At 72.4% G+C, this 17,837-nt stretch carries 12 protein-coding genes; 4 read left to right on the top strand and 8 right to left on the bottom strand.

Features of this window, described 5'->3' with window-relative positions; all coding sequences use genetic code 11:
• Positions 1 to 99: 99 nt before the first annotated feature.
• Positions 100 to 1,248: a methyltransferase domain-containing protein gene (locus QMK24_RS00640; RefSeq protein WP_283463016.1), complete on the bottom strand. Its 1,149-nt coding sequence runs from the start codon at positions 1,246 to 1,248 to the stop codon at positions 100 to 102.
• A 109-nt stretch (positions 1,249 to 1,357) separates the two neighbouring features.
• On the opposite strand from QMK24_RS00640, the gene QMK24_RS00635 reads away from it, so the two are divergent.
• The 4 genes from QMK24_RS00635 to QMK24_RS00620 all read left to right on the top strand — a co-directional run bounded on the left by QMK24_RS00635 (position 1,358) and on the right by QMK24_RS00620 (position 9,108).
• A complete protein-coding gene (locus QMK24_RS00635; protein WP_283463015.1) occupies positions 1,358 to 1,762 on the top strand; it encodes a globin in 405 nt (134 codons plus the stop codon).
• Positions 1,763 to 1,908: 146 nt separating this feature from the next.
• A complete protein-coding gene (locus tag QMK24_RS00630; protein WP_283463014.1) occupies positions 1,909 to 5,244 on the top strand; it encodes an FtsX-like permease family protein in 3,336 nt (1,111 codons plus the stop codon).
• A 1-nt stretch (position 5,245) separates the two neighbouring features.
• A complete protein-coding gene (locus tag QMK24_RS00625; RefSeq protein WP_283463013.1) occupies positions 5,246 to 8,116 on the top strand; it encodes an FtsX-like permease family protein in 2,871 nt (956 codons plus the stop codon).
• Positions 8,113 to 9,108, top strand: a complete 996-nt coding sequence (locus tag QMK24_RS00620) for an ABC transporter ATP-binding protein (RefSeq protein ID WP_283463012.1) — start codon at positions 8,113 to 8,115, stop codon at positions 9,106 to 9,108. The genes QMK24_RS00625 and QMK24_RS00620 overlap by 4 nt, the downstream gene beginning before the upstream one ends.
• A gap of 37 nt (positions 9,109 to 9,145) precedes the next feature.
• Here the strand turns inward: QMK24_RS00620 and QMK24_RS00615 are convergent, their stop codons facing one another.
• The 7 genes from QMK24_RS00615 to QMK24_RS00585 form a co-directional block, all read right to left on the bottom strand.
• The gene (locus tag QMK24_RS00615; protein ID WP_283463011.1) at positions 9,146 to 9,826 is read right to left on the bottom strand and encodes a DUF8185 domain-containing protein; all 681 of its coding nucleotides are present in this window, start codon (positions 9,824 to 9,826) and stop codon (positions 9,146 to 9,148) included.
• Positions 9,823 to 10,275, bottom strand: a complete 453-nt coding sequence (locus QMK24_RS00610) for an acyl-CoA thioesterase (RefSeq protein ID WP_283463010.1) — start codon at positions 10,273 to 10,275, stop codon at positions 9,823 to 9,825. The genes QMK24_RS00615 and QMK24_RS00610 overlap by 4 nt, the downstream gene beginning before the upstream one ends.
• Positions 10,275 to 11,939, bottom strand: coding sequence for an energy-dependent translational throttle protein EttA (ettA, locus tag QMK24_RS00605; RefSeq protein WP_283463009.1), 1,665 nt, complete (start codon positions 11,937 to 11,939; stop codon positions 10,275 to 10,277). Before ettA ends, QMK24_RS00610 begins: the two co-directional genes overlap by 1 nt.
• Before the next feature lie 262 nt (positions 11,940 to 12,201).
• Positions 12,202 to 13,617 carry a Cys-Gln thioester bond-forming surface protein gene (locus QMK24_RS00600; RefSeq protein ID WP_283463008.1) on the bottom strand — a complete coding sequence of 472 codons (1,416 nt, stop codon included), beginning with the start codon at positions 13,615 to 13,617 and terminating at the stop codon, positions 12,202 to 12,204.
• Positions 13,618 to 13,851: 234 nt separating this feature from the next.
• Positions 13,852 to 14,256 (bottom strand): single-stranded DNA-binding protein, encoded by a 405-nt coding sequence (locus tag QMK24_RS00595; protein WP_283463007.1) that lies wholly within the window; start codon positions 14,254 to 14,256, stop codon positions 13,852 to 13,854.
• A 144-nt stretch (positions 14,257 to 14,400) separates the two neighbouring features.
• Entirely contained in the window at positions 14,401 to 16,050 is a 1,650-nt protein-coding gene (locus QMK24_RS00590) for a GTPase (RefSeq protein WP_283463006.1), read from the bottom strand.
• A gap of 5 nt (positions 16,051 to 16,055) precedes the next feature.
• Positions 16,056 to 17,648 (bottom strand): ATP-binding protein, encoded by a 1,593-nt coding sequence (locus QMK24_RS00585; RefSeq protein WP_283463125.1) that lies wholly within the window; start codon positions 17,646 to 17,648, stop codon positions 16,056 to 16,058.
• Between the last annotated feature and the right edge of the window lie 189 nt (positions 17,649 to 17,837).

The raw sequence follows: 17,837 nt of genomic DNA, 5'->3' as shown, positions 1-17,837 counted from the left end.
CCGGACAGCAGCAACACCAGCACATCAGGAAGGCCCCGTATCCCGCGAACCAGCGGGGTGCGGGGCCTTCCCCGTGCCGGGCCCCGTGCCGGGCGGCGGTCAGGCGGCGGGGACCTCCCAGACGTGCGGCCCGTCCGGGGCGTCCAGCCAGGTCCACTGGCGGGCTCCCTCGACGGAGAGGCCGAAGCGGTCGCGGGGCGGGCGGGACGCGCGCCGCCACAGGTCGTGGGCGCACTCCGCGATCGCCCACAGGTCGCGGGGGCCGGCCAGCAGGACCGTACCGTCGCGGTCGGCGCGGGCACTGGAGCCGTCCGGGGCGGTGATGGCCACACCACGGTCGGCGGAGGCCCAGCGGACCTCCAACTCGCCCGCCTGCAGGGTCAGCAGAAAGCGGAAGAGATCGTCCTCCAGGACGCGCGGCGGTGTCCTGGACGTACGGATCCGCTCCTCCGCACCGGCCGGCGGCCCGGCCGCTCCCGAATCCGGCCGGTCGGTGGCGGCGGCCGGCCCGCGCAGCGAGACGAAGTAGGCGGGGGTGTGCAGAAAATGGCCCTCGGCCCGGTCGGGTCCTGTGACGGTCAGATGGATCAGGCCGCCCGCGAACGGCGCGAGAATCCGGCCGCCGGGGCGGCACTGCCGCAGCCACGCGGCCGGCACGGACGGCAGTTCACAGGTCGCGACGATCCGGTCGTACGGGGCGCGTCCGGGATGGCCGAGCGCTCCGTCGCCGGTGATGACGGTGAGCGCGCCGCCGCCCGCGGCCGCGAGGTGGGCGCGGGCCGCGTCGGTGATCTCGGAGTCGAGGTCGACGGTGGTGACCGCGTCACCGCCGAGGCGGTGGGCGAGCAGCGCCGCGTTGTAGCCGGTGCCGGCACCGATCTCCAGCACCGTGCGCCCCTTCCGTACCTCCAGTGCCTCGGCCATCGAGGCCATCAGCGACGGCTGGCTGCTGGAGGAGATCAGCCGCCCGTTCCGTACATGCGTGACCAGCGGCTCGTCCTCGTAGGCGCCCGTCAGCCAGCGGGCGCGTCCGAGCGGATCGGAGTCGTCCGCGGAGAGCCGTTCGTATCCGCCACCGTGCTGCGGACGGTAGTACTCGGGGACGAACAGATGGCGCGGCACCTCCTCGAACGCCGCCCGCCATTCGCGGTCCGCCAGCCCGCCGGCCGCGACGATCCGCCGCACCAGCGCGGTGCGCAGCGCGCCCGCCGCCGCGGTGTGCTGATCCGTGCGATCCGCGTCCGCCATAGCTCCACTGTGCTGCGGCCGGGCCCGATCCGCGATGCTTCACGGCCGGGATCCCGGGCCGGGTCCTACGTCTCCGGTCCTCCGCCCTGTCGTCTGCGACCATGGGAGGGTGAACGAGACCCCGCAGGACACGGCGCCCCAGCAGACGTTCTTCGACGCCGTCGGCGGCGAGGAGACCTTTCGCCGCCTGGTCCACCGCTTCTACGAGGGCGTCGCGGCCGACCCGGAGCTGCGGGCGATGTACCCGGAGCAGGATCTCGGCCCGGCCGAGGAGCGGCTGACGCTCTTCCTCATGCAGTACTGGGGCGGCCCGCGCACGTACAGCGACAACCGCGGCCACCCGCGACTGCGGATGCGGCACGCGCCCTTCCAGGTCGACCAGGCCGCGCACGACGCGTGGCTGCGCCATATGCGCGACGCGGTGGACGCGTTGGCGCTCGCCCCGGAGCACGAGCGGCAGTTGTGGGACTACCTGGTGTACGCCGCCGCGTCGATGGTGAACACCGCGAGCTGAGCGGGAACTCGACTTCCACCGTGCTCGTTCTGCGACTCGGTCCGTTCACCGGACATCGGGTCACGATCTTATTGCGACAATCTTCGACACTTCCTCACGTCCGAACTGTTTGAGAGCATCCGAACAGCGGTCGAACGGGGGATGGCGTGACGGGGTTCGTGTTTATGCGTGTCCGCGCGCACCGGCTGCTGCTGACCGCCGCCCTGCTCACCGTGGTTCTCACCACCAGCGTGCTGGCCACCCTCGCCGCGTTCACCGGAGTCATCGGCGATGCCGGTCTTCGCCGCACACTGGAGCACCAGTGCGCGGCGAAGACCACCATCAACGCGCAGATGACCGTCACGGCCGCCGCCTGGCGGACCGTGGACACGGGAGTGCGCAAGAACCTGGGCGGCGCGTACGACGGACTGCCCGCGCAGGTGCGGTCCAGTACCCGGTCCGGGCCGTACGCGCTGCCGATCGCGCTGCGCGGTGCCGCTTCGGCCACCCGCAAGAACGCCGAACCCGATCTGACGCTGCTGGCCACCTTCGACCGCGCCCATGTGACGCTGATCCAGGGCGGCTGGCCGGGCGCGGTCACCCAGGGCAGCGGCGCCCTGCCGGTGGCGGTCCCCGAGCACGTCGCACGGTCGCTCGGCGTGCGCCCCGGCGCGATCATCGACCTGACCAGCCGGCTCGGCGGCCCGATGCTCCGCATCCAGGTCACCGGCACCTACCGGCCGGCCGACCGGAGCGACCCGTACTGGCAGCTCGACCCGATGGGCGGCCACGGCGTCCGCACCGTGTCCTTCACAACGTACGGGCCGCTGCTCGCCGACCCGAGCGTCTTCGGCTCCGGCCGCCTCGCCCCCGCGGAGATGTCCTGGCAGAGCACCGCCGACTTCCGGACCCTGGGTGTGGCCGGCATCCCCGGGGTGCGGGAGGACGTGCAGCGGAGCATGACCGCCGTCTCCAGGGACCCGGCGAACTCCGGGGTGCAGATCTCCTCCGACCTGCCCGACCTGCTCACCGGGGTGGAGCGCACCCTCCTGGTGACCCGCTCGACCCTGCTGATCGGCGCACTGCAGCTGCTGATCCTGGCCGGTTTCGCCCTGCTGCTCGTCGCTCAACTGCTCTCCGAGGAACGGGCCGGCGAAACCGCGCTGCTGCGTGCCCGCGGCGGTTCACGGGGCCGCGTCGCCCGGCTGGCCGCCAATGAGGCGCTGCTGCTCGCGGTGCCCGCCGGACTGGCCGCCCCACTGCTCGCCGGGCCGGTGATCCGGCTGCTGGCCGGGCACGGCGCGCTGGCCAGGTCCGGCACCGACCTCGGCGGCGCGATCGGCGCCTCCGCCTGGTGGGTGGCCGCCGGAACCGCGCTGGCCTGCGCGTTCGCCGTGATCGTGCCGGCCCTGCGCGGACCGGGAACGTATGTCGCGGAGCGCTCGGCGCGCGCCCGGCGCGGGGCGCTGCCCGGCGCGGTACAGGCCGGGGCCGACCTCGGCCTGCTGCTGCTCGCCGGGATCGCCTACTGGCAACTGTCCCGCCGCGCCTCGGGCAGCGGGGTACTGAGCTCCGACACCGGCGGCACGCTCGGCGTGGACCCGGTGCTGGTCGCCGCGCCCGCGCTGTGTCTGCTGGCCGGCACCGTCCTGGTGCTGCGGCTGCTGCCGCTGGCCGCACGGCTCGGCGAGCGCAGGGCGGCGCGCGGCAGCGGGCTGTCGCTGGCGCTCGCGGGCTGGCAGCTGTCGCGCCGGCCGCGGCGCGGCGCAGGCGCTGTGCTGCTGCTCGTGCTGGCGGTCGCGATGGGCATCTTCGCGATCGGGCAGGGCGCCAGCTGGGACCGTTCCCAGAGCGACCAGGCCGACTTCACGGTCGGCGCCGACCTGCGGGTGACCGGCTCCACCACCCCGCCGTTCGGACAGGCCGGGATCTACGAGCATGTGCCGGGCGTCGCCACGGCCGCGCCCGCGGCGCGCGCCCAGCTCTCGCTGCCCCAGCAGCGCGTTGCGACCATCCTCGTGATCGACACGGCGAAGGCCGGCGGGGTGATGCGGATGCGCGACGACCTGTCCGACCGTCCGCTGGCGGAGCTGCTGCGGCCGCTGCGGGCCGGTGAGAAGGGCAGGGCCGGGGACACCGGCGGCTTCGGCATACCCGCCGCCGCCCAGCAGTTGCGCTTCACCACCCAGGTCGACGCGAACCGGCCGAGCGACGTCGTCGACTCGCTCACCGCGACCGTCAGGGACGGCAACGACGTCGCGTATGTCTTCTCGCTCGGCGATGTCCCCGCCGACGGAAAGCCGCATCAGCTGGTCCTGGACCTCGCCGACGCAGCGGGCCATACGGGTGGGTCACCGGCAGGACCCCTGCGGCTCACCCGTATCGAAGCCGACTACAAGACCCCCGAACAAGTGGAGAAGCACCGGCTCAACGTCTCAGCGCTGGAGGCCGTCACCGCGGACGGCACCGTCCGCCCGGTGGTCGCGGCCACCGGCTCGTCGTGGGTCGCGAAGGCACAGCTGCAGAACGTTGATGCCGCCTACGGCAGCGGCACCGACACCCTGCCGGCCCCCGGACCGGCCACCTCCGCACCCGGCACCCCGCTGACCGTGACGTACGCGACCGGCGCCATGGCCCCCGACCCGGAGAAGCCGTCCGCCGGTGCCGCCCAGCTGACCGTGCAACTCGCCGTTCCGGACGCCCCGGTGCTCTCCGGGATCGCCACCGACGCCTTCCTGCGGGCCGCCGGCAGCGAGGTGGGCAGCGAGGTCCGGGTCGAGCTGAACGGCACCGAGGCGGCCGTGCACATCACCGGCGTGGTGCACGCCCTGCCCGGCATCACCGCGGACGCCGCGTCGTCCCCTGCGGACGGTGGGGGGCTGCTGCTGGACCTGCGTGCGGTGGACCGGATGCTGGACGGGAAGAACGGCCGTTCCATGGAGCCCTCGGAGTGGTGGCTGTCGGCCCGGCCGGGCGCCACCGCCCAGGTCGCCGCCGCGCTGCGCGACCGCGCCGACATCGACTCGCTGCTGGTGCGCGACGAGACCGCCCGCGAGCTGCGCGCCGACCCGCTCGGCGCGGGACCGCAGTCGGCGCTGCCGGCCGCCGTGATCGCCGCGGCCGTCCTGGCGGCGGTGGGCTTCGCGGTCAGCTCGGCCGGCGCCATCCGCGAACGCAGCGGGGAGTTCGCGGTGCTGCGGGCCCTGGGAGCGCCGCGCCGCAAGCTCGCCCGGATGCTCGCCGCTGAACAGGGACTGCTGGTGTTGCTGGCTCTCGTGGTCGGGGTGGCGCTCGGCGCTCTCCTGACGCGGATGGTGGTACCGCTGATCGTGCTGACGACGCAGGCGTCCCAGCCCGTCCCGAAGCTGCTGGTCACCCTGCCTGTGGCGCCGCTCGTGCAGCTGATCGCCATGGTGCTGGTCGTACCGCTGCTGGTGGTCGTGCTGACGGCGGTACGGCGCGGCGATCCGGTCACCGCGCTGCGCAGCCAAGGGGAGGACTGACATGACCGACGTGACGGCGGATCTCCCCGACGGGACGGACGAGCCCGGCAGAACGGACGCGCAGGGAGCACCCCGCGCACCTGGAAAGGCCGGCGCGTCCGGTGGGTCCGGCCCGGGCGGCGTCTCCTGGGTACGCGTCCGGCTGCGCGCGGCACCGGCCGCGGCGATCGCGATGGCCCTGCTCGTCCTGGTCACCGCCTTCCTGGCCGCTGCGCTGCCGCGTGCGGTGGACCGCTACGAGAACAAGGCCCTGCGCGACTCGATCACCGAGTCGAAGCTGCGCGACCGCACCTTCACCCTCACCAAGACCACGTCGAGCGGCGACTTCCGGGACATGGCGCCGGGCGAGGTCCCCTTCAACCCGGCGGCGCTCGCCTCCGTCGACGAAGCGTTCCAGAAACTCGTCCGGCCGCCGCTGCGTCTGGTGCCCGGCCAGTCCGTGCTCGGCGTCCGCACCGGCGGCGAATCGGCGGTGCTCGATCCGGGCCTGCCGCGGCCGACCAAGACGCTGCCCCCGAAAGCCGACCTCGTCGCGCAGCAGGGCCTGGAGCGGCATGCCCGGATGCTGAGCGGCAGCCTGCCGAGCGGGCCGGCGGTCCCGGACGCGTCGGGCAAGGTCACCCGGGTCGATGCCGCGATCACCGAGCGGACCGCCAAGGTGATGGGCCTGCGGACCGGATCCGAGATCCACCTCAGCACCCTGGGACCGCCTCTCGTCGTCCATGTGACGGGCGTCGTCGCGCCGAACGATCCGGGCAGCCCGTACTGGAACGAGGATCCCGACCTCCTCACCCCGGTGCTGGCCTCGCCGCCGCCGGCCATGGGCGAAGAGCCCACGTTCTACTGGCACTTCACCGCGCTGATCGCCCCGGAGGCGGGATCCGCCACGCTCAGCCTGAGCCGGGGCGCGACGCTCTACTGGCACCACCCCGTCGACGGGTCCCGGCTCACTCCTCGGGATGTTGCGCCGTTCCAGCAGCTGCTGGCCTCGTTCGACACCGGACCGGATTCCGTCAAACTCCAGGAGACCGCCGGTTTCGTCCACGTCACCACCGGCCTCGGACGGCTCCTCACCATGTACGACCGCGACCGGACGGCGGCGCTCCCCCTCGTCCTGGTCGCCGCGATCGGCGTCGGCGCCACCGCGTTCGCCGTCCTGCTCATGGCGGGCGGGCTCGCCGCCGAACGCCGCCGCGGCGAACTCACCCTGCTGCGCGCTCGCGGCGGATCGTTGCGCGGTATGGGCGCCCGGCTGCTCGGCGAGACGGCGGCGGCGGCCGTACCGGCCGCGATCGCCGGAATCGTGCTCGCGTTCGTCCTCCTGCCGACCGATCGGTACCTCCTCTCGCTGCTGCTCGGCGCCACCGTGGCCGCGGCGGCCTCGCTCGCGCTGCCACTGCGGGCCATCGCCGTCCACCGCCGCCCGCGCCCGGCCGCACGCGAGGACGTGTCCGCCGCGCGGCCCTCCCGGCGCCGTACGGTGGCCGAACTCACGGTGACCGTCCTCGTCATCGGCGCGGTGGTCGCTCTGCGGCGGCGTGGCACCATCAGCGGCGCCGACCCGTTCCTGGCGTCCGCGCCGGTACTGGTCGCCATCGCCGCCGCCCTGATCCTGCTGCGCCTGTACCCGCTGCCGCTGCGGCTGCTCGCCCGGCCCGCTGCCCGGCTGACCGGCGCGGTCACCCACCTCGGCCTGGCGCGCGCGGGCCGGTCCCCTGCCAGCGCCCAACTGCCGCTGCTCGCCCTGCTGATGTCGCTCACCGTGGCCTCCTTCGGCGGATCCGTACTCGCCGGAGTCGCGGACGGCCGCGACGAGGCGGCACGGGCGGCCGTCGGCGCGGACGCCAGGATCGACGCCAACTTCGTGCTGCCGGAGAAGCTCGCGGAGAAAGTCCGGCAGGTCCCCGGCGTCGCCGGAACCTACGGCGTCCGGGTGGAGCCCAGCGCCGCCACGACCGGCTTCGGAATGTCCTACAGCCTGATCAGCGTCGACCCCGCCGCCTACGCCCGGCTGACCCGTTCCATCGGGCTTCCCGGCTTCCCCGCCGACGCGCTCGCGCACGACGACGGCCACGGCCCGATGCCCGCCGTCGTCTCACCGGACATCGCCGCGAAGCTCGCCGGCGGAACGGGAACCGTGGAACCCGCCATCGGAACGACGGAGGTACGGGCCGCCGCGGTCCTCGACCTCACCCCTGCGGCGCCGAACGCCGACTTCGTCATCGTCTCCTCCGCCCAACTCACCAAGCGGCACCCCGGCATGGTCTACAGCCAGTACACCGGCCCGACCGTTCTCCTGGCCACGGCCGACGGCCCGATCGACGGCAAGGCGCTGCGCGCCGCCGTCACCGCAGCCGGCACCAATATGTTCGTGACCACCCTCGGCGAACAGCGCGCCGCCCTCTCCGACTCGCCGCTGCAGGCCGGCGCACGGGGCATCTATCTGGCGGCGGTCGCGGGCGGGGCCGGCTACAGCGCGCTCGCGCTGCTGCTGTCCCTGCTCCAGGCCGCCCCCCAGCGCACCGCGCTGCTCGCCCGGCTGCGGACCATGGGTATGAGCCGGCGCGACGCGCGGCGGCTGCTCTTCCTGGAAATGCTGCCGCAGGCACTGCTGGCGGCCATCGGGGGCGTGCTCGTCGGCCTGGCGGCGATCCCGCTGCTCGGGCCGGGAGTCGACATCACCGCGCTCGCGTTCGGCAGCGATCCGAGCACCACCGTACCGGCCGGCCTCGGCCTGCGGGTCGACCCGCTCTCCCTGGCGCTGCCGTCGGCCGGGCTGCTGGTGCTGGCCTGCGCGGTGCTGCTGGCGCAGGTCTGGGTGACCGGACGGCGGCGTGAGAGTACGGACTTGAGAGTAGGAGACCGCGCATGACCGGGACCACCGCGGACAGCACCGCCGGCACCACTACCACCCTGGCCGAACTGGAACGGCTGGCGGCCGTCCGCCGCGACCGGCCCGCCTACGGGCAGGACGCGCTCATCAGCTGCGACCGCCTGGTGCGGATCTTCACCGCCGACGGCGTCGAGGTCCAGGCCCTGCAGGGGCTGGACCTGCTCGTCGCGAAGGGCGAGCTGATGGCCCTGGTCGGCGCCTCGGGCAGCGGCAAGTCCACCCTCCTGAACATCCTCGCCGGCCTCGACGTACCGACCGCGGGCGCGGCCTCCGTCGGCGGCTACGACCTGCTCGACATGGACGCCAAGTCGCGGCTGCGCTACCGCCGTGAGGTCGTCGGCTTCGTCTGGCAGCAGACCGCCCGCAACCTCCTGCCGTATCTGACGGCTGCTCAGAACGTCGTGCTGCCGATGCAGTTGTCCGGCCGGGACGGCTTCCGGGCCAAGCGGTTGCACGCCGCCCGCGCCACCGAACTGCTCGCCATGCTCGGCGTCGGCTACTGCCATGACCGCCACCCCGGCCAGATGTCCGGCGGCGAGCAGCAGCGCACCGCCATCGCCGTCGCCCTCGCCAACTCCCCGTCCCTGGTGCTGGCCGACGAACCCACCGGTGAACTCGACTCCGCCACCGGCGAGCAGGTCTTCGCCGCGTTCCGCACCGCCAACGAGGAGCTCGGCACCACCGTCGTAGTCGTCACCCATGACCACGCCGTGGCCGACGCCGTCCGCCGCACCGTCGCCATCCGCGACGGCCGCACCGCCTCCGAGGTCCTCCGGCACACCGAGATCGACGAACACGGCCAGGAGTCCGTCGTCGCCCGTGAGTACGCCACCGTCGACCGCGCCGGGCGGCTGCAGCTCCCCCGCGACTACACCGCGGCGCTCTCCATCGAGAACCGGGTCCTGCTGGAACTGGAGACCGACCACATCGGCGTCTGGCCGGACCGCCCGACGACGCCGGAGCAGGACTGATCCAGGGTTGTGGGCGGGGGCCGAGCGGGAGTAGCTGTCAGGCGGGGGTGACCGTCAGGCCGGAACCGAGGGCCGAGCGCCGTACCGCGACCGATCCGTACGGCGTGCGCAGCCGCAGCCACGCCCCGGCCGACAGGAGGGCGAACGGCTCATCGCCGCCGCCCCGCAGGAATCCCAGCGCCTGTGCCGCGTGAACGGCCCGCACCGGCAGCACCGTGTCCCCGAACGGCCGGGACCAGACCTCCTCCGCGAGGGCGTCGAGCTCGGCCCGCGTCCGCCGTTCCGGCACCAGCACCTCGGTGCGGGTGCGGAATTCACTCACCACCTGCTCGGCGGCGGCCCGTACGTCCCGGGGCGCGAGGTCGGCGATCCGCTGCCAGCCGCCGCGTGGCGGCAGCAGCCCGGCCCAGGGCGGGCCGGTGACGGGCGGCGGCACCACGACGAGGCCGCCGTCCTCGATACCGCCCTCGGCGCTGGCCTTCTCGATGCCCTCGAGCAGCTGCCCGGCCGAGACCGTGGCATCGAGGTCGAGGATCTCGCGGAGCGCGGCCGTGCGCACGGCCAGCACCCCGCCGAAGGGCGGCTGGCCGAACACCGCCAGCACCCCCCGCTCGGAGCGCAGCCGGACGACGGCGGCCTTGTCCCAGCGGATCAGCCGGCTCAGGAAGGCGGCGAGTCCCGCCGCCTCCCCGGTGCCGGCCAGGAGCAACCGCGTCATGCGGCGACGGCCCCGTCGGACAGGACCCCGGCCTCGGACGGCAGCTCGTCGCGGTACGCCTCCAGGAAGGACCGCTCCTCCGCGCTGATCCGGCGCGGCCGCGCCTCCGCGAGGTTGTACGGGACCACGACCGTGGAAGCCCGTACGTACACGGTCTCCTCGTCCTTGATCTCGTACGCGACGGTCATCGAGGCCGCCCCTATCTTCGTCACCCACGACTCGATGGTCACCGGCGCGTGCCGGTGGACCAGCGGCCGCAGATAGTCGATCTCGTGCCGGGCCACGACGGACCCGCCCGTGAACGACGTGCTGCCCTCACCCGGCGCCAGCCGGAACATGAAGTCGATGCGCGCCTCTTCCAGATACCGCAGGAAGACGACGTTGTTGACGTGCCCGAAGGCATCCATGTCCGACCAGCGCAGCGGGCAGCTGTAAATATGCCGGGCCATCAGCCGCGGGTCAGCTTCTTGTACGTGGCGCGGTGCGGACGGGCCGCGTCGGCACCGAGCCGCTCGATCTTGTTCTTCTCGTACGACTCGAAGTTGCCCTCGAACCAGTACCAGCGGCTCTCGCCCTCGTACGCGAGGATGTGCGTCGCGACCCGGTCCAGGAACCAGCGGTCGTGGGAGATGACCACGGCCGCGCCCGGGAACTCCAGCAGCGCGTTCTCCAGCGAGCCCAGGGACTCGACGTCGAGGTCGTTGGTCGGCTCGTCGAGGAGCAGCAGGTTGCCGCCCTCCTTGAGCGTCAGCGCCAGGTTCAGCCGGTTGCGCTCACCACCGGACAGCACGCCGGCCGGCTTCTGCTGGTCCGGGCCCTTGAAGCCGAAGGCGCTGACGTAGGCGCGGGACGGCATCTCGACCTGGCCGACGTTGATGTAGTCCAGCTCGTCGGAGACGACGGCCCACAGCGTCTTCTTGGGGTCGATGTTGGCGCGGCTCTGGTCGACGTACGAGATCTTGACGGTCTCGCCGACCTTGATCTTGCCGGAGTCCGGTGTCTCCAGGCCCTGGATCATCTTGAACAGCGTGGTCTTGCCCGCGCCGTTCGGGCCGATGACGCCGACGATGCCGTTGCGCGGCAGCGTGAAGCTCAGGTCGTCGATGAGGACCTTGTCGCCGAACGCCTTGGAGAGGTTCTCGACCTCGACGACGATGGAACCCAGACGCGGGCCCGGCGGGATCTGGATCTCATCGAAGTCCAGCTTCCGCACCTTGTCGGCCTCGGCCGCCATCTCCTCGTAACGGGCCAGTCGCGCCTTGGACTTGACCTGCCGGCCCTTGGCGTTGGAGCGGACCCACTCCAGCTCCTCCTTGAGGCGCTTGGCGCGCTTGACGTCCTTCGCCCCCTCGACCTTCAGGCGGGACGCCTTCTTCTCCAGGTACGTGGAGTAGTTGCCCTCGTACGGGTGCGCCCGGCCGCGGTCGAGCTCGAGGATCCACTGCGCGACGTTGTTGAGGAAGTACCGGTCGTGAGTGACGGCGACGACGGTGCCGGCGTACTTCGCCAGGTGCTGCTCCAGCCAGTTCACCGATTCGGCGTCCAGGTGGTTGGTGGGCTCATCGAGCAGCAGCAGGTCGGGGGCTTCCAGCAGCAGCTTGCACAGCGCCACCCGGCGCTTCTCGCCACCGGACAGCGTGGTGACCGGCCACTCCCCGGGGGGGCAGCCGAGCGCGTCCATGGCCTGCTCCAGCTGCGCGTCCAGGTCCCACCCGTTCGCGTGGTCGAGCTCGTCCTGCAGCTTGCCCATCTCGTCGAGCAGCGCGTCCGAGTAGTCCGTCGCCATCAGTTCGGCGATGTCGTTGAACCGCTTGAGCTTCGCCATCGTGTCGGCGGCGCCGTCCTGGACGTTCTCCAGCACCGTCTTCGACTCGTCCAGCTTCGGCTCCTGCATCAGCATGCCGACCGAGAAACCGGGCGACAGGAACGCGTCACCGTTGGATGTCTGCTCCAGCCCCGCCATGATCTTCAGGACGGTCGACTTGCCGGCGCCGTTCGGCCCGACGACGCCGATCTTCGCTCCGGGCAGGAAGCTCAGTGTGACGTCGTCGAGGATCACCTTGTCGCCGTGGGCCTTGCGGGCCTTGCGCATGGTGTAAATGAACTCAGCCAAGAGAAACCGTCCGGCAATCGAAGAGTGGGCAGATACACCCCATCTTGCCGTACGTCCACCCTGACGGGCGAACGGGTAGGTCAGACCGCCTTCCACCTGCGACCCGTCTCCCGGTGATCGACTCCGGGGCCATCTCCCGGCACACGGGAACGAACGGAGGGACGGACACGGGGACGGACACGGGAACGGACACGGGAACGGACACGGGAACGAACAGGGGGCGGGACTCCATGAGTCCCGCCCCCGTCACTTCAGCCTGCGATTACTGACCCGCGGCCGACTTCTTCCGGCGGAGGAAGAACACCGCGCCGCCGCCGACCGCGACCAGCGCGACGGCGATGCCCGCGATCATCGGGGTGGCGTTGCTGCTACCCGTCTGAGCGAGGTCGCCACCGGTGGAGCCGGTGGTGGTGCCGGCCGAGGCCGGGCTGGGCTGGTTGGTCGGGGTGGGACTGGGGGTGGGGGTACCGGCCGTCTTGCAGTCCAGGACGCCCTTGAAGGTCTTGGAGAAGCCCTTCGGACCGGTGATGGTGATCTCGTACCGCTGGTCTTCCTTCACCGGGACGGTGACGGTCTGCGACTTGCCGGCCTCGATCGTGTACTTCTTGCCCGCGAGCTCGAAGGTGAATGCCTCGTCGCCCTTGTTGCTGGCGGTGACGTCCACGCCGTTCTTGGCGCAGTCGACCTTGGCGGAGAGCGCCGGGATCGGGCCCTTCTTGGCCCAGTTGGCGGTGGCGGTCGCGGAGACCGTCGTCGCGCTGGAGCCCGCCAGGATCTGGGTCTGACTGTGGCTGGTGTCCGTGCCGTTGATGTCGACGAACGCGCGGCCGACCGGGACCTGGGTCACGGCGGCAACGGTCAGTGCCGTATTGCCGTCGGCCGAGCCCGCAGGCACGTTGAAGAACAGCTGGTCACCGTTTTTGACCGGCTTGGTGACCTTCTGGCCCTTCGCATCGACGACCGAGACGCCGGCGGGGGCGTCCGACGCGAGGCTCACGTTCGCGCTGTCGGCGCTGGTGTGAACGGTGACCGGGCCGATCTTGCCGCCCGACTTCCCGGAAACCGCCGACGGGCTCAGGGTGAGCGAAGCCTTCGGCTCCTGGACTCCCGTGTTGGCCGGACCGGCGAGGTAGTCGGCCAGCTGCTCGGCGGATTTGTCCACGGCCTCGGCCTTGGCTCCGTCCGACAGGCGCCAGATGGCCACCTGGGTACCCGCGGAAGCGGTCTTCGCGGTCAGCGGGCCGGAGCCGGAGGCGGTGGCGAGTGCCGCGAGGTCGGTCACCTGCGGGTACGAGTGCTGGAGGATCCAGTTGATCTTGCTCGCCTGCGGGTTCTTCTGCAGGGAGGTCTCGCTCCAGCCCGCCTCGCGGTACTTCGCTTCGGGGCGCGTGTGGTTCCCGATGTCGATGCAGTACGTCTGGATGCTGCCGCCACCATCGACGGCCATGGAGAACAGTCCGGCGCTGACGTGGCGCTTCGCAGCGCCATCGCTGATCACGGCCGCATCGGACTTGTCCGCCTGCAGGCCCTCCAGCACGGCGGTGGCACCGGAGGCAGCGGGCGTGACTCCGTCTGCGGAGGCGGTCCCCGCGCCGGATATCGCACCGGCTGCGAGCAGACCCGTGACCAGGCCCGCGGCGGCGAGACGGGCGGCGCCTCGCCTCTGAATCTTGAACATGGAACTCCCCTTCGGGCGAAGCCGGGTCGTGGGTGGCTTCGCCTGCAGCTCCGAGAGCATCCGGGCCCCCGCAGTACCGAAGGAATCCTAGGAACCAGCCGTATCGCGACCACCATCAATTCCCTTCCATAACCGATTCGAATCACAATCGTTATACAATTCAGGGATGACCCCGAAATTGTCGATAAGTCGTCGATGCAGCGCCCTCTCGGAAAAGCTGCTCAACCGGGATTCTCAGGACATCTCCGCCGACTGCGGCGAAAGGAGTTGCGGCCGGACCACGGACACTCGCCGGAAGGCAGCCGTCCCCCAGGACAAATCGTGTCCGATCGCCACCCCGTCGATGTCCGCCGCGACATACCACCGGCCGTCGCGCTCCTCCTCGCGAACCCTCAACCGGCCCTGCACAACGAGCGGCTCGCCGACCTGGACGGATGTCCGCACATTGACCGCCAGCGTCCGCCACGCCCGCACCGTGAAGAAGCTGGTGCTGCCGTCGGTCCAGGCGCGGCGCTCCGCGTCCCAGCGCCGTGCCGTCGTCGCCAGCCGGAACCGGATTACCGGCACTCCCGTCGCGGTCTCCCGGAATTCGGGCTGCGTGGCGACATTCCCCACGACCGTCACCAAAGTCTCATTCATGCGTCCACTCCCCGCTGCCGAGAATCCACTCCCGAATGCCCTGAGGACAGCATGCACGAGTTGGACGGATCATGGAAAAACCGGCCGGAATCTGTGGATTACCGGCCGGTTGTGTATAACTCCGTCACCCGGGGGAGTGAAATCTCAGCCCCCGGCCACCACCGCGTACTGCTCCCGCACCTCGCGATAGCGCAACAGCTCCGCCGCGACCGGTTCCAGCACCCGTGCCCGTCCGCAGTCCGCCGCGGCGGCCCGCAGCCGGCGCTCGGCCGCCTGTCCGTACCGGCGGGCCGGACCGCGCGCGGCGATCCGGCCGGCCCAGGCCAGCGCGGGGCCGCCGAGAGCCCCGACCGCGAGCAGGATGACCGGCAGCCACCACGAGGCGTGGAGCGAGTCCACCGCGACCGCCACCAGGCACACCACCCCGGACAGCGCGAGGCCCATCAGCAGCCACTGGACCGCGCCCACCACCGACCACCACCTGGGCCGTTCCGGCTCCCCCGGCTCGGCCCGGGCGGCGGCCGCGTCCAGCGCCGCCGGCAGTCCCTCGCCGCCGCGTCGCGCCGCGTCGCGCACCGCCTGCGCCCAGGGGGCGGGCAGTCCCTGAGCCGCGTCGTCCGCGACTGCACGTACCGCTTCGTCCACCGCGGGGCGGGACGCGGCGAGCACGGCCGGCCCGCGTGCCACCAAGTCCGCGCCGCCCTGGCGCTCGGCGGTCAGCCGCCCCCACGGCGTGCCGCAGGAGGTCTCGGCCGCCCCTGCCCAGTGACGTTCCGCTGCCTGTCCAGCGCCAGCGACACCCACCGCGTCCGCCAGCCGGTCGACGAACTCCTCGCGTGCCCGATCTGTCAGCCCCACCGCGCCCTCACCCACGTACAGCGAGTGCAGACGGCCGGCGGTGCGGTCCACATCGGCCGCGAGCCGCCGGTTCGCCGAGCCGCGTTCGGCGACGATCTGGCCGAGGCAGGCGCGCAGATCGGGCACGCCCACCCCGCTGAGCGCCGAGACGGCGATCACCACCGCCCCGGCGTCACCGTGTTCGCCGACCGCGAGTCCGTCCTCGTCCAGCAGCCGCCGCAGGTCGTCGAGGACCTGGTCGGCGGCGTCGCCGGGCAGCCGGTCCACCTGGTTGAGCACCAGCAGTGTGACGTCCGCATGCCCGGCGAGCGGCCGCAGATAGCGTTCGTGCAGCGCCGCGTCCGCGTACTTCTCCGGGTCGAGCACCCACACCACCACATCCACCAGCTGCAGCAGCCGGTCCACCTGGTCCCGGTGCCCCGTCATGGCCGAGTCGTGGTCCGGCAGATCCAGCAGTACGAGCCCGGCCAGCCGCTGGTCCGCCGCGGTGGCGCGGTCGGCGCCGTCCAGCACACTCCGTCTGGCGTAACGATCCTGCGGGGCGATTCCGAGCCGGTCGAGCAGTCCGGCCGCGCCCTCGGGGTCCCAGGCGCAGGCGACCGGTGCGGCCGTCGTCGGCCGTCGTACGCTTGTCGCCGACAGCTCCAGCCCGGCGAGCGCGTTGAACAGCGTCGACTTGCCGCTCCCGGTGGCACCGGCCAGCGCGACCACCGTGTGGTCGAGCGACAGCCGGCGCCGCTCCCCGACCCGCTCCAGCAGCGCCCCGGTCTCGGCCAGCGCGGCCGGGCTGACCCGCGTACGGGACAGCCCGAGCAGCTCCCCCAACGCGTCGACCCGCGCCGCGAGCGGGTCCGGAGCGCGATGGGCCCGATGGGCGCCGGCGGCGGTACAGGCGCCGGGGCCGGAGTTGATGCCGGTGCCTGCCGTGGAAGCCACCGCGATCACCTTTCCTTCTGCAGTAGGGACAGTGCGGCGATCAATGAGGACTGCTGCTGCGCGGTCACGTCGAGGCTGTCCACGAGCGCGAGCCGCCGCTCGCACTCGCCGCGCAGCAGACCGGCCACACCGGCTTCCAGCTCCTCCCGCGCGCGGTCGCGCATCCGCAGCGCGGCCTGGGCGCCGACGGTCTCAGCGAGCCGTTCGCCCGCCGCGCTGCCGCGCCGGCCCCCGAGCAGGACCGTGGCCAGCAGCGCCGCCGCGTCCTCCGGGTCGGCGCCGGCACGTTCCACGTCACGGGCGGCCCGCACCTCGGCGTAGGCGAGGTCGGTGAGGCCGCAGCGCCAGCGCGCGACTCCCGCGTCGATCCGGTCCGCGGTGGCCGCCCGGTCCGGCCGCCCGTCCGGCTCCGCGAGCAGCGCCGCCCCTGCGCGGTCCCGCCGCCACCCCGAGGCCGTGCGTTCATCGGCCGCGTCGATCTCGGTACGCAGCAGCGTCGCGAGCTCCTCGGCCAGCGCGGACTGCAACGCCTCGCGCCCGCAGTGTGGATACTCCAGCCAGCGGGCCAGCGCCTCGCCGGCCAGCGGCACCCCGGCCGTGACGGCGTCGTCGATCCGGACGGCCGCCTCGGCGTACGCGTCCTCCGCGCCACGGGCCAGCCGCACCGCCGCCGCGTGCTGGACGGCGGAGGCCGAGGCCAGCGCCGGCATCCTGGCACGCAGCGAGTCCAGGACGCCGACCACGGTCCTGTGGGCCGCCTGCCGACGGGCTGCCGGGTCCTCGGCGTGGTGGGTCAGCCACTGGCGCAGCGCGGCGACCGCGGTCTGCGGCAGCAGCCCGCCGCCGCCCGCCGATTCGGGCAGCTCCGGAACGGTGAAGCGCGGCACGTCGCCGAGCCCGGCTTTGGTCAGCAGCGCCGCGTAGTGCCGCGAGACGTCCTCGACGATCTGGTGCGGCACCCGGTCCAGGACGGTGGCGAGCGTGACGTCGTACTCCTTGGCGGTGCGCAGCAGGTGCCAGGGCAGCGCGTCCGCGTATCGCGACGCGGTGGTGACCAGGATCCAGATGTCGGCCGCGCAGATCAGCTCCGCGGCCAGCTCGCGGTTGCGGGTGACCAGGGAGTCGATGTCCGGGGCGTCGAGCAGCGCGAGCCCCCTGGGCAGCGCGTCGTCGGTCTCCAGCCGCAGCAGTTCGTCCTCCGCGCACCCGTAGTCGTCCTGTGTGCCGGGTCCGGCCCAGGCCCGTGCAAGACCCGGCAGGATCCGCGGATCGGCGAACCAGGCCCGGTCCGCGGGGTGGCACACCAGCACCGGCGTCCGCGTCGTCGGCCGCAGCACCCCCGCCTCACTGACCCGCCGTCCCACCAGCGAGTTGACCAGCGTCGACTTCCCGGCCCCGGTCGATCCGCCGACCACGGCGAGCAACGGCGCTTCGGGCGTCCGCAGCCGGGGCACCAGATAGTCATCGAGCTGCGCGAGCAGTTCCTGGCGGGTGCGGCGGGCCCGCGCGGCTCCGGGAAGCGGGAACGGAAAACGCGCCACATCGACGCGGTCGCGCAGCGCCGACAGCGCGTCCAGCAGATCGGGCCGTACGTCCAAGATCGCCACAGTGGCAGAATGCACCATTTTGGCGCATTTTTGAAGCGTATACCGCCCAGTTCACGCCTTTTCAGCCCGCACGGACCGATACGGAGGCGAGCAAGCCCGATGAGACTCAGGCATAACGAGTGCACAACAGCCGCCGACTCAGGCGGAAAAAGCGGTGCAGCATTCGTACCCGCCTGCGAT

The organism is Streptomyces sp. PH10-H1 (assembly GCF_030063355.1).
Taxonomy (GTDB): Bacteria; Actinomycetota; Actinomycetes; order Streptomycetales; family Streptomycetaceae; genus Actinacidiphila.
Note: the sequence above shows the minus strand (reverse complement) of the source record. Positions and strands in the feature narration are given on the sequence as shown.